The sequence below is a fragment of the Magnetospirillum fulvum genome (assembly GCF_900108475.1).
Classification (GTDB): domain Bacteria; phylum Pseudomonadota; class Alphaproteobacteria; order Rhodospirillales; family Magnetospirillaceae; genus Phaeospirillum; species Phaeospirillum fulvum_A.
Genome location: NZ_FNWO01000004.1, coordinates 190205 through 202958 on the forward strand (window position 1 = coordinate 190205; position 12754 = coordinate 202958).

Here is a 12754-nt window from a genome sequence, read left to right on the forward strand (position 1 = left end):
TAAATCTTGAGCCGCGATATAATGTGATTTTTTATTGATTTATGTGCGGAAGTGTTTGCTCTGCAAATGCGTCGGGGATGATAGATTGGGTATCTGGGCTGCATTTGGCATTCGCGGCGCAGGCGACAAACTCGGAGCTATGTTTGTCGATCGCCAAGCTGGAATGCCTAGAGAAGATGGTCGCGGATATTCGGTGCGAAGAAAATGTTGCCGCAATCGATAGCGTATCGCATTTCGTGCAGGACCGAGGGCGAGGCAGACCTGATGGGTCTTCCGCTGTCCGGTGTAGCGCGCGGATTCCCTTATTCCAGGGAAGTGCTCGCGCAACTCTGTTTGGGCGACTCTCTTGTCCTAGTGAGGAGCAAAATCGTGCAGTCTCGCCCGATACGAGACAAACACACGCTACCAGTGAATGATGTCACAGACTTAGGTGTTGTTTTCTTCCGGGACGATCTGCTGGCGGAAAAAGTCCGTTTGAAAAAATCAGGGATGAGAGATGATTCGGACGATGCGAGTGCACATGACGAGGAAGGTTATGGCCTTGGACGCGTCGGTCAGTTCACTCGGATGTTGTTTCGTCTTCTTTATCAATGGCCCGCATCCGGCGACGCGTTGATCCGTTCTGCATCAAAAGCTTGAAACGCGACCTCCACTTGGAATCGTGTGTTATTCAATCAGTCTTTCAGCAATTTGGCATCAATGACTCCGCTAGCCAACAGAAATAAGTGGCGACGGTGTCTTCCCGTCCAGCGAATATGAGTGTTTGAGGTAACATCTACGCACTAAAAGGAGGGCGGAATTGTTTAAACTAGGTTCTCCACAGCTAGCTTTGTTCGTTAGGGTTGTGTCGTCATTGGCGTGCGCATCTCTATGTTTTTTTATATTAAGAGATGAAATTAATCAACTATTTTCCGTCTGGAGCAAAGAGGAGTACGGCCATGCATTTATTGTTGTGCCGTTAGGTTTTACCTGGATCGCCGTGTCCATATTAAATGAAGAATCTGAGAGACGGCCTTCTCTTTTTCTGGGGTCGTTTGTTTTGGCGGTTGGGCTTGTCATAAATGTGTTGGGTGGAGTGGTTTTTAGCGCATGGGTTTCTAGCTTTTCAATTGTAATAATTATTTCTGGACTCATCGCAACTCTATTTGGATCGAAATCACTGTTCTCTTCCTGGAAGGGGCTGCTATTGATTGCTCTTGTTATTCCGCTGCCTCCGCAGTTTATGGCGCTGGCAACATCTCAGCTTCAGCTAGCATCTTCTGTACTCGGAACCGCAATTCTTCAATTCGTTCAAATTCCAGTTTATAGAGAAGGAAATATTATTGATCTTGGATTGCTTAAGCTTCAAGTCGTCGAAGCATGTAGTGGTCTTAATTATGTGATGCCGTTATTTTGTTTTTCATTTCTTGTTGCGTTTTCATTAAAATTAAAAGCAATGGTTAGAATCGGTGTGCTGATTTTTACGATTCCTATCGCTATATTTGCAAACGCATTGCGTATATCTTTGATTGGCGTGACGGCCACAGTGTGGGGAAAAGAAGCTGCCGAGGGATTGCTCCATGACCTTGAGGGTTATGCCTTCTTTATACTCTGTCTTATGATGTTGGCTGGGTGTCTTTGGTGCCTTCTTCGATTAAGCGGCGATCACTTTTCTGCTGAATGGTCTCGGGAGTGGCGGGGTGGACGATATTCTTTTCGAAATACGACCCCTTCGGTAAGGGCGTTGATTGCTATTCTGTTAATTTTGTCGGGAACTTATTATGTGAAAATTTGGCTTTTTGAGCAGAGATATTCCGTAGAAACCTCATATGACGTTTCCTTTTTCCCCTTATCTATAGAATCGTGGCGTGGTATTCAGCGCGCCCTGTCCCCAGAAGAATTGAATGCTCTGAAACCAAGCAACTATTTTATGGCGGATTATTCCTATGGTTCTAATGGTGAAAATTCGATCATAAATTATTATGTAGCGTATTATTCGAACACGCAGCAATATAATGTTCCGCATTCTCCGCTTGTTTGCCTTCCTGGGAGTGGGTGGGGGGTGGATTCGATGGAAAGTTATTCATTCACACCGAAGGATGCAATGTTTCGATTTACCGTAAATCGCATCATCATCGAAAAAAATAATACAACACTCCTTGTATATTATTGGTGGAAGGTCGGCGGGCGTGATGTTGCGTCAACGGCCGGTGTGAAGGGGCGTCTGTTGCTGGATTCAATAAAATCTGGCCGAAGCGATGTGGCTTTGGTCAGGGTATTCATCAACGTCCCTAACATTCAAGCGGTCTCTGATCAGGATGCTGTATTGGAAAGATTTATTTCCGATATCATTCAGCCTTTAAATAAATTGATCCCGCTGAGTGGTGTTGATTCGAATTAATTGTCTTTATTAGAAGGGGGCAAAAGTGAGAAATCCAGAAACTGGAGTTGAGGCTGAATTATTGATTCGATTTTTTATGTTCGAGTGTTTTTTGCAGGGACCCCTCTCCCTATTTTCACCTCATAGCGCCGATTTCCGATGATCATCAGACCGGGGATGAGGCCCCCCTCTTTGACCGCTATTCGGGCTTTGCATACCCCTTGATCCCGTCATACGTACCTAGAATGAGAAATCTACATCCACGCACTTCGGGATCCCAGAATAAGGAAATATTAATGTTAGTAAAAATAAGAAAATTAATTCTCGATGCATTTCCTGTATTGCGCGAGATAAAGCGGCAGCTGGTGTGGCAACCATTCCTCCGTGACTGGGCGCGAACTGCCGCCCGTCTAGATCAGATGCCGCGGGTAAACAGGGTGGGGCCAACCCGTCACTTGCTGATCGTGCCGAGTGATCCGTATTTTTTAGTGGGCTCTTGTGGCGATCAAGCGATGATTGGGGCCCTCGTCTCTGTCGTACGCAAGATCAATCCGGATATACTTATCTCAATCGTTACAGCGACCGAGATCGCGGATGGAAAGGCCAAGGAAATCGGTCTCATGCCGGTGCGCATCTGGCACAAGGCGATGAATCCAGATGCTGTCTCTGCGGCTCTGGAGGAAATCTCGCCGGACTCTTTGGCGGCGATCGGTGCCGATGTGATGGACGGTTACTACAATTCGCTCCAGCCGATGCAGATGACTATGTTTGCTGATCTTGCGGTCCGCCGTGGAGCCCGGGCAGCAATACTGGGCTTCAGCTTCAACACCTCTCCACCCCCGTCGCTGCGGCAGGCCTTTAAACAAGCGCATCCAGACGTCTCGTTCTTTGTCCGGGAGCAGGATTCTCTGGAACGGTTCACCAGATTCATTGATGTGAAGGCCGAACTTGTCGCTGATCTCGCCTTCCTCCTGAAACCGGCCGAAGGAACGGCCGACGAAGAGGCGGTCCGCACTTGGGTCGACGATCGGCACGCAAAAGGAGATACGGTTCTTGCCTTCAACATCCATCCGATGTTGATCAAAGACGCAACGCAGGGACAGATTGATAGGCTAATTCATGCGGGTGAGCGGGTGGTCCGCCGCATATCCGCCTGCCGTAAAGTTTCCTGGCTGATTCTGTGCCATGACTTCCGCGAGGGGGTGGGTGATGACCTCTGCCTCGTGCCCCTCGCCGAACGCCTGCGTAACGGGGGCATGGATAATCTCTTCCTGCCCCCGGGCGAGCACACTGCGGCCGAGATTAAGGGCATGGTGCGCCATGCCGACGCCGTGGTGACGGGGCGCATGCACCTCGCTATCGGAAGCCTCAGTATGGGGTTGCCGATTTTGGCGATCACCTACCAGAGTAAGTTCGCGGGACTGTTTGCGCATTTCGGATTGCCCGAGTGGGCGATGGTTCCGCCGGAGGGGCTGGAAGACACCGACGCCATGACGGATTTGGTGGTCCGCTTTGTCGAGAATCTCGACGACCTGCGATCCCGTGTGGCCGAGAACTTGCCGCAGGTTCTTGCCTTCTCGAACAAAAACTTCACTTTTCTGCAGTGATCTCCATGGACACGACCTCTCCGATCAGGGTTATTTTTCTTATCACGACACAGCCTGGTACAGCGTGCGGCGTTGGTGACTATACCCATCAATTGGCGAATAGCCTGCGGCAGGCGGAGATAGAAGTCGAGGTGGTTGAACTACCCGCCTGGACCCTGCGGACGCTGGCCTTGCTGGTCAGGGTGTATCGCAGCAACTCGGACACCATCCTACACTGGCAGTATCCCACTCTTGGCATGGGGAAATCTCCCGCCCCAGCCTTCTTGCCGGTTTTTTTCCCTCGCAGGAGGGTGTTCCTCACCCTGCACGAGTTCGAGCAGTTCAACGCTTTGCGTAAGATTTACATTCTCCTGTTCAAGCTGTTCACCAATTCGGTGGTCTTCACCAACGAGCACGAGCGGAAGGTATTCCACCGCTTCTTCCCCTGGCGAGGCGGAGACGGTCATATAATCCCTATAGGGAACAACATCGACGTTGCCGCTTTCGGCGGAGTGGTAAGGCGGCAACGGCTCATCTATTTCGGGCAAATCATCGACGGAAAGGGGCTTGAGGCCTTTATCGACGTCGTTGAGCGTCTGCGGGGCCGCGGCAACTCCGTTCCTTGCGCTATCATCGGCACCGTGCCCGATGCTGAGAGCGCCATTGCCCGGGTGGTACGAAGTGCGGCGGAAGCATTCGACATCACTCTATTCGAGGGGCTGCCCGCCGATGCGGTATCCCGCGAGTTGCAAGCCTCCTCGGTGGCATTTCTTCCTTTTCCGGACGGCATCAGTGATCGGCGCGGTTCGGCGCTTGCTTGTCTTAAGCACGGGCTTGCTGTGGTCACGTGCCATAGCCACCTGACCCCGGATTGGCTGCGCCGGACGACTTACGGCGTGACAGACCCGGATGGAGCTCTGGCGTGTATTGAGCACCTGCTGGCCGAGGATTGGCCGTTGATACCGGAGCCAGAGGCACTTGCCGAAGGTCTGGCTCAACGGGAATGGTCAGAAATCGCCGCGGCCCATCTGCGACTTTATCATGGGTGATCTGCCCCGGCTCTTACGGCTTGCCAGTGGCGCACGAAGGTAAATATCTGCCGCAGTTCGTCGCGCATCAAAAGTACGCAAGTCAGGCTATACACTGCCCAGCCCGCCGCCAGGGATAGAAACAAGCGCAACCAAGGGTTTGCTCCGGCGCAGGGGCCGACGGCGGTAAAGTGCGTGACTAAGGCGAGCAAGATTGTCCCGGCCAGAGGGGTGAGCAGCTTGGTTAACTGTCGCCAGAGGCCAACGCCCTCCCATTTATCCAACAGCACGAAATAGATGGGCAAAACGGCGATCCCAATGCCCAGAGTGCCGTATCCTACGGCCAGCAGGCCGTGTGGCAGAAGGATAAGGGTCGCTATCAGCAGCACGGCGACATAGGCCACCTGCAGCCGCAGATACGCCTCAATGTGGTTGTGAGCGCGCAGCATCTCCCGCACTAGAACCTGAAAAGGCAGTGTGGCCCCGCAGATGATGAACAGTTGCAGTAGGGTAATGGCTTCGTTCCACTTGTCCCCAAACAGCAGCGGCATATAGAGCGGCGCAGTGATGGCGGCGCTGCCGATAACAGGAAATATAACGACCCCGATTGCAATTATGAAAACCTCGAGGATCGTTCGCTGCTTATCCTTTTGGTCGTTGAGGCGGGCGAGTGCTGGGTAGAGAACGGCAAGCGGCGGGTTAACGCAAATGTCCTGCACTGCGTGGCGGACCCTTACGACGAAAGAATAATAACCCAGCATCACCGGATTCATCAGAAGGAGTATAAGGATGCGCGGAACCTCCTTCTCAGAAAAGGAGACCAGCATCGAGGCCACCATTTTTAGGCCGGGAGAGATCGTCGCTAACAGCTTGTCGCCGCAGAAGCGTAGGCGCGGTCTCCAGTGTGCGAAAGGCCAAACAACGAGGTTTACAACGACGAACAACACCACTTGCTGCGCGATAAGGGCATGTGCGCCCCCCCCCTTGAGGGCGAGGGCGATGCCGACAGCGCCGCCGATGAGAGATGCGGCAAGGGAACGCAGGGCAAAAATTCGGAAATCCAAATTTTTCATCAGGATCATATTGGGGACAGAGGAGGTTGCGAGCAGGATCGGAACAACTGCAAATTCCTGCAGGAGTTGGACTAGTCGTGGTTCCTCCAAAGCGGCAGCGAGGGGAGCTGCGCCGAAATAGCACGCAGCCGAGAATACGAAACCCATGCCGACAACCGTCCAGAACAGGGTGGAGAGCCGGTCGTCGTCATCGATTTGGAGATTCACTATTCCATCGACAATGGTGAGAATGGTCAGGTTAGCAATAGTGAATACGACGAAGCAGACGTTGGCGAGGCCGTATTCGGCAGGTCCAACCAGTCGCGCCACCACCATGAACACGATGAAGGAGACGCCTTGCTGTCCGCCCTTTTCTATCAGCGACCAGAGGGCGCCTCTGGCCATTTTGCGGTGCAGACTCATCGCGTTCTGTTTCCGGCTGCAAATGCAGCGCAATAGATATCATGCATGGTGCGCGCCACCTGCGGCCAAGCATAGGCCTGTGCCGAGGCGATACAGCGTGCTCGGGCTGTGGCAAACGTCTGCGGGTCTTCGGTGTGTGCGGTCTCGATTGTATCCGCCGAAGCGGCGAGATCCTCCGCCGAGATGCGGCTGCCGAGGCCAAGAGAATCGAGCAAGTTAATGAAAGGCGGAATTTCCGAGACCAAAGGCACAAGCCCTGCCGACATGCCTTCAACTATAGTAAGACCGAATCCCTCGTAGTCTGAGGCCGAGGCGATGTATCCTGCTGTTCCGATCAGCCCGGCGAGGGCTGATGCGTCAGGGCGAATGTAAAAGCTTACAGCCTCCGCCACGCCCACTTCACGGGCCTTGGCGGCGAGGCTTTCTGGTGTATCGGTTTCAGGCACGCCAGCGACGATGAGGCGCCAAGCGGGATTGCAGCGGCGCAGTTCGGCGAGGAGGCGGATCAACACACCAATTCTTTTATTGGTTGACCATCGTCCGATGAAGAGGATCGTCCGGACGGGAACCCGGCTGCCAGTGTCGTGCCACTTCTTGATGTTAACGCCGTTCTCTACGGTGATCACCCGCTTCCCCGCAATGCGGCTGAAGGTGGCCGCATCGTTCGCGCTGGAGGCGCAAATGCTATGATACGCAGTGGAAGAGGCGCGGGTAACCGACTGGAAGTAGACTTTTTTGAGGCGTGCCGCGAACCCAGTGTGGAAGAAGCCACCGTGTGTCGAGGCAACCAGGGGCTTGCGGTGAAGCGGGCGGGTAAACGCCAGAAAATCGTAGAAGAAGTCTACGGCATGGACATGGACGACGTCGGCCTTGCCGAGGATCGCGAGGACCTGGGGGGCGAACGGGTATCTTCGCGATCCGCAGAAGGGAATGCGGTCTACCGGGATGCCGTCCAAAATCTCGTGCCGGGGCAGGAATGTCCCTGGGTCGGAGAAGAGACGATTGAGCGTCACCACCCGCACATGCACGTCGGGCAACTCGGCGAGATGGCGGCACAGATTCCCCACGGCGTCTTCGAGTCCGCCGATGGACGGGGTATATTGCCGCACTACATGCACGATTTCCGTTTTAGTCTCCTTTCCTCAACGGTCCATGAAACACCCTGAACCACAGGGCTCGCCAGACGAAGGCTACACCGCCGAGCAGGTAGCGTTGCCACATCCGTGAGGGTTCTTGCAGCAGCCGGAATAGCCATTCCAGGTGCAGGCGGCGCAAAGCGTGCGGCGCGCGCGGGAAACGCAGCGCCATGAAGTCGAGGATCGCCCCGCCGTTGAGAATCACAGCCGGACCCGAAAGGCGAACCGCAAGCTGCGCGGCCAGTGCCTCCTGGTGTGGCATTCCCATGGCGAGGATGAATATCGCGGCATGACTGTGCGCGAGGGCTTCGAGGCTTTCGGTGCGATCCTGAAAGCCGTCGAGGCGGAGCACCACCGGGTTGCCTGCCGCCTCAATAACCTCCGCCGCGCGTGAAAGCCAGGGTTCGCGCGTGCCGCAGAGGGCCACCGGCTGCCCAGGTAGGGCGCGCAGGATCTCGGGGATGAGATCGGTTCCGTTGAGATTGATCCCGGCATTTTCCCCCTGAAGTTTTAGTAACAGGGCGGAGCCGATGCCGTCGCGGAAGAGGATGTCGGCATGCATCAGATGTGTTCGGAATACTGCATCCCTGGCTGCAAGGTTGAAGGCATGTGCATTAAGGAAGGAGATCACGACGGGCCGATCAAGCTCGCGCAGACCTTCGAGGAATACGGTTTTTTCAGATTCTGAGTGGAGAATGCTAAGGTGATTTAATAGGTTAAATAAAGAATTGGACATGGCGTTCCTCCGGTTACGTCCGATTGAGTCGCACCGGCAGCATGGCGCGGGCAAGCCGGGGGAAGCGGTTTTGCAGTCGTGTTCCGGCGGGGAGCAGGGCAAGTGGTGCGGCAACGCCGACAACCGTGCCCAGCAGGATATGCGCCGTAGCATCGTCGATGCCGAACTGCAGCAGTGTGCTGCGAAATCCGGCGGCAAAAATCACATGCGCAAGATAGATGATCATGCTGTTCATGCCTATGAACGCGGCGATCCGGGAAAAACGCGTCCATCCGGTTCGGGTGATGCACTCCGCCCAGGCGAGGCAGCAGCCATGTATCGCGAGCACGGCACAGATCGCAAGCAACGGCCGGACCATAGCGGTGGGCGGCAGCAACGATGCGGTGGCGATGGCGGCGGCGAACCCGGCGAACCAGAGAGAGGCGGGGCTGTGCAATCCCCGTGGCGAGACAGAGCCGACGCAGATCCCGAGCAGGAAAAAAGGAAGATTCACTGCGAACTGTGCGGCTAAGAAGGTGTAACTCGTTTCAATCAGGGCCGTCTTGATCTGGTCATGGGCGGCGATGGCGAAGGCGAGAGAAGCGGCACACATGGCACGGAAGAGCCATTTCCTTCTCCCCGCTGCGGCCGGAATTCCCACGACGGTCATGACGAGAAAAAGAACCCCAAGAAACCAGAATTGCTGCTGCGGCGGAAAAGGCGCAGTTAAAAAATCGTACAATGAAATCTGACGATTGGCTCCACCGGGAAAGGCATATTGCAGACCAGTCTGCAGATAGGACCATATGGCCAGCGGTGCAAGAATTGTCAGAGTCGATCGTCTTAGCATACCGAAGTAGCCGATCTTGTCGAAAGTGATTAGGAAGAATAAACCAGACAGATAGAAAAAAAGAGGCATATGAAAAAGGTATATTGCCGAATCGACTTCGTTCAAAATATTTCCAGCGGGCAGGATTCCTGCCTTTTGAAGTCCGCGCAGCACGTGCCCAAGCACGACGAGAACGATGCCGAAACTCTTTGCAAAATCGGAGGCGAGGGAATCCTTGCCAGTATCAGTCATGCTGGCTTTTCCGGGTCGATTCACGCGCGGCAAGGCATCCGGCGATCATCCAGAGCGGTGCGTTCACTTTGATCGAGAATATCGCCGCACCGACCAGCAAGTTGATTGAAATGTAGAAGAGGAGAGCATATGAGAAGCGGCGAGCCTCTGCTCCAGCGCTTGGAAGTACCGTAGAAAGAAAAATCCAGAAATATAGGAGTCCGAATATAGTTGAGGCATATACAATAAACGCATATCCCGAGTCCCCTGTTTTGGCTATGCGCGGTATATTCCCTATCACGAAGTCACTCAGGTCCATATTGAGCAATAAATTTATAGTATGGCCGATGCGTCCCGACATGTCGTCGGTGAGGTGACTTCCGCTGCCGCCTTGCGCGATGAACATGATCGTGGCGGCTGCCAGAACCAAGGGCATCACCAGCATGTAGCCGCTGCGGGGCAGGCGGGGAAAGGCTGTGTAGCCAAGTACCATCAGAAGGCAAAGGGCTATACTGGTGCGACTGCTGTTGCTGACCACCATGAACAGCACGGTTCCGGCAAAAATTATTCGCCTCCTCGAATTGATGTCGTTCCACCAGGTGATCGCGAGAATACACAAAACCATCGAGAAGTTGGCGAGCGAGACCTGTTCCATGAAAACCGATGACAATCGGCGTTGGTCGAATAACCCGAAGGAGAATCGCCCTGCGAATCCCAGGGAATTGCGGAAGAGACCCGAGGAATCGGTGGCGAGGGCTTCGATGCCTCGCGTATTGGAGAAATACTCGGCGGGCTGGAACAGCCAGACGTAAACTTGCGGGAGAAACCCCTCCACCAACATCACGGAAACGGTAGCTGCCGCGACCACGGAAAAAGTCCGGATCATCTGCGCTGGAGATGACTGAGTGCCGACGAGGAAGAACAGGCTGATGATCGCGAAGTTGCGGGCCGTATGCAGGAATACCGTGCCGTTGGCGAGGGAGACCCACAGGCCGAGTGCCAGGTAAAACGCGAATGAAGCCACGATAAGGTGCTTTTTCGCGGGCATTCGGTGGAAACGGGAAATTACGAATCCCGTTGCAGCGAGCAGGATGAGTGCCTCGCATACTGCCACATGGACCATGCCGAAGACGAGTCCGTGGGCGTTGATGAAGGCGAGGCACGCATTGTAGAAGACCGCGGCGGCGAGGAGAAAGGGAGGGATTAGCGAGTCCTTCCGTTCCGCCGTTTCGGGGGCGGGAAGCGTATGTTCCCGGGAGAGAGAATGCTGCGCGGTCATCCCGCCGGTTCCTCCGTCTGGTGGCGGAAGGCGCGAGTCAGGCGTCCGGCGAGGCTGCGCAAGGCGAACTGGCATGGCTTTTCGATGAGAGAATACGACGCGAAAGAAATGGCCAGTACGACGACGACGCTGCCCGCTATCGCCGCGATTTGGCTGAGTTCTCCTTCATGCACCAAACGCTCGGCGGCCTGCAACACCGGCGCGTGCAGCAGGTAGAGGGAGAAGCTCCAGGTTCCAAGGGTACGCATCATCGGATTGCCGAGGAGAATGTCTCCGAGGCCGCCCCCGTAGGAGAGTAGCAACACCGTTACCGCGCTAAGTAAAATGTAGAGAGGTGATGCGAACATCGCCTCGTGATTGAACAGCCTGTATCCGAAGACGATGAGGAGGACGAGGGCCGCGAATTGCAGTCCGCCAAGGACGACGGGGGAGAGGTGCAGGTACGGGTGGCGGGAACGGATCAGCCCGACGAGGGTGCCGAGCAGGAAGAAGCTCAACTTGGAGGGTAGCGTGGTGCCAGGAACCTGCTGAGACACCGTGAGCATCAGAACGGTGAGCCCGGCGACGAAGGCAGCGGGCCAGAATACCCGCTGTGCCAACTGTGTCGTTGCCCACCAAAGGAGGAGGAAAAAGACGTAGAACTGCACCTCTGGTGGGATGCTCCACAGTACGCTGACGTTGCCGAGGAAGAGGAGGTGGCGGAGGAGATTGTGGTTGTCGATGGCATAGATGAATTGTGGGTCGAAAGTGGCGCAGATCGCATAGGAAGCGCACACCACGAAGAGGTAGACCGGGGCAATACGGGCGAAGCGGCTAACCGCATAAGAGCAGGCCGAGGAGAAGGAGAATGTCCGGCTCAGGTAGAGGTAGGACATTAGGAACCCGCTCAAGGTGAAGAACACGGCGACACCGGTGCCGCCGAGGAAGGCTCCGTCGCGATTCTGCATCAGGCCGAAGAGCTGAAAATGCGAGAAGAACACCACGCAGGCGGCGGCACCACGCAACCCGTCGAGAGGGGCGATGTGACTCCGCTCGTCGGACGTGCTCACCGCATCTTCTCCCTATCCCGCATCGCTCCCATCAAGACGGGAACCTGGGGATATCGTACCGGGTCGGGGGGGTAGATGTTGAACATGTAGTCGCCAAACCATGGCGCAGCGGCCCAGTATGTCCATCCTCGCCAAACGTCGCCATTATCGCGCAGAAAGGCGAGGGTGCGGCTCAATGCCTCCAAGCACAGAGGATCTTTGGAGGCCCCAAATTCTCCGAGAAACGCCTGTTTTCCATTCTGTCTTAGCCATTCAGTGAAAGCCGAGAGGCGCTTCACCCCGATATCCTCGCTGACGCAACTAGGTTGGGTTCCAGACGAGTTGGAATCGAAATACTGGTGTGCTTCGAAAATGAAGTTGTTCGCCGGGTCTTCAATGTTCGCCAGAGCCTCGCCATTGGAGAGATCGCCGTCTTTATTGAGCCAAGAGTAAGCACTCGACCAACGCGTCCCCGGTACCAGAATGAGCTGCCGCGCACCAGATTTGCGGATAGCGAGGATCGCCTCTTGGGCGATCGGTGCCCACTCCGCCGCTTTGTGCTTAAAGGGTTCGTTCATCAAGCCGAAGGCGACGTTGGGGGCGTTGCGGTAATGGGAGGCGAGGCGACTCCAGAGGTCGGAGAAGGCGGCGCTCGGCACGTTGCCGGTTCCGATCGCAATCTTGTTGAAGGAACCGTAGTTGTGGACGTCGAGCAGAATCGTTACGTGCCGGGTTGCGCCGCGTGCGACCAAAGCGTCCAGCCGTTCCAACTCGTCTTTGGCGAGAGGGCCGGAGAGGACCGGTTGCATCCGTTCCCACAGGAAGGCGATGCGCAGGACGTTGGCGCCAATGTCGGCGTACATGTCCACGTCCTGCGGGGTCGGCCACAGGTAGTTGGTCCCATGCTTGCCAGGGACAACCTTATGACCGAAGCCGGCATTCGGCAGATTGACCCCGGTGAGGTGTTGAGATACCGCACTGTCGGCGGCGAGCGCCGACACGCATAGGCAGGAGGAGAGCAACGCGGCGATACAAAGGCGAAGTATGCAATATCGAGCCGTCCGCATTGTAATATCCTTTCCGTGCGG

Annotated in this window: 11 protein-coding genes; 4 read left to right on the forward strand and 7 right to left on the reverse strand. The window is 55.3% G+C overall.

The window, feature by feature from the left end; all coding sequences use genetic code 11:
- Window positions 1-264: 264 nt before the first annotated feature.
- From BLW40_RS17365 to BLW40_RS06440, 4 genes are all read left to right on the forward strand, one after another.
- Window positions 265-639: a hypothetical protein gene (locus BLW40_RS17365; protein ID WP_139305518.1), complete on the forward strand. Its 375-nt coding sequence runs from the start codon at window positions 265-267 to the stop codon at window positions 637-639.
- Between the two features lie 214 nt (window positions 640-853).
- Window positions 854-2380, forward strand: a complete 1527-nt coding sequence (locus BLW40_RS06430; protein ID WP_170834539.1) for an exosortase C-terminal domain/associated protein EpsI — start codon at window positions 854-856, stop codon at window positions 2378-2380.
- Between the two features lie 275 nt (window positions 2381-2655).
- Window positions 2656-3966, forward strand: a complete 1311-nt coding sequence (locus BLW40_RS06435) for a polysaccharide pyruvyl transferase family protein (protein WP_170834540.1) — start codon at window positions 2656-2658, stop codon at window positions 3964-3966.
- 5 nt (window positions 3967-3971) lie between these two features.
- Window positions 3972-4994 (forward strand): glycosyltransferase family protein, encoded by a 1023-nt coding sequence (locus tag BLW40_RS06440; protein ID WP_139305519.1) that lies wholly within the window; start codon window positions 3972-3974, stop codon window positions 4992-4994.
- On the opposite strand, the gene BLW40_RS06445 is transcribed toward BLW40_RS06440, so the two are convergent.
- Genes BLW40_RS06445 through BLW40_RS06475 form a run of 7 tightly spaced genes read right to left on the reverse strand, consistent with a single transcriptional unit; the run spans window position 4985 to window position 12733 of the window.
- Entirely contained in the window at window positions 4985-6448 is a 1464-nt protein-coding gene (locus BLW40_RS06445) for an oligosaccharide flippase family protein (protein WP_074766689.1), read from the reverse strand. The genes BLW40_RS06440 and BLW40_RS06445 overlap by 10 nt on opposite strands.
- Window positions 6445-7557, reverse strand: coding sequence for a glycosyltransferase family 4 protein (locus BLW40_RS06450; protein ID WP_139305520.1), 1113 nt, complete (start codon window positions 7555-7557; stop codon window positions 6445-6447). Before BLW40_RS06450 ends, BLW40_RS06445 begins: the two co-directional genes overlap by 4 nt.
- A gap of 19 nt (window positions 7558-7576) precedes the next feature.
- The gene (locus tag BLW40_RS06455; protein ID WP_074766691.1) at window positions 7577-8320 is read right to left on the reverse strand and encodes a WecB/TagA/CpsF family glycosyltransferase; all 744 of its coding nucleotides are present in this window, start codon (window positions 8318-8320) and stop codon (window positions 7577-7579) included.
- Window positions 8321-8333: 13 nt separating this feature from the next.
- Window positions 8334-9380: an acyltransferase family protein gene (locus BLW40_RS06460; protein WP_074766693.1), complete on the reverse strand. Its 1047-nt coding sequence runs from the start codon at window positions 9378-9380 to the stop codon at window positions 8334-8336.
- The gene (locus tag BLW40_RS06465) at window positions 9373-10638 is read right to left on the reverse strand and encodes a hypothetical protein (protein WP_074766694.1); all 1266 of its coding nucleotides are present in this window, start codon (window positions 10636-10638) and stop codon (window positions 9373-9375) included. Before BLW40_RS06465 ends, BLW40_RS06460 begins: the two co-directional genes overlap by 8 nt.
- Window positions 10635-11687 carry an acyltransferase family protein gene (locus BLW40_RS06470; protein ID WP_083386664.1) on the reverse strand — a complete coding sequence of 351 codons (1053 nt, stop codon included), beginning with the start codon at window positions 11685-11687 and terminating at the stop codon, window positions 10635-10637. Before BLW40_RS06470 ends, BLW40_RS06465 begins: the two co-directional genes overlap by 4 nt.
- Window positions 11684-12733: a glycoside hydrolase family 5 protein gene (locus tag BLW40_RS06475; RefSeq protein WP_074766696.1), complete on the reverse strand. Its 1050-nt coding sequence runs from the start codon at window positions 12731-12733 to the stop codon at window positions 11684-11686. Before BLW40_RS06475 ends, BLW40_RS06470 begins: the two co-directional genes overlap by 4 nt.
- Window positions 12734-12754: the final 21 nt, after the last annotated feature.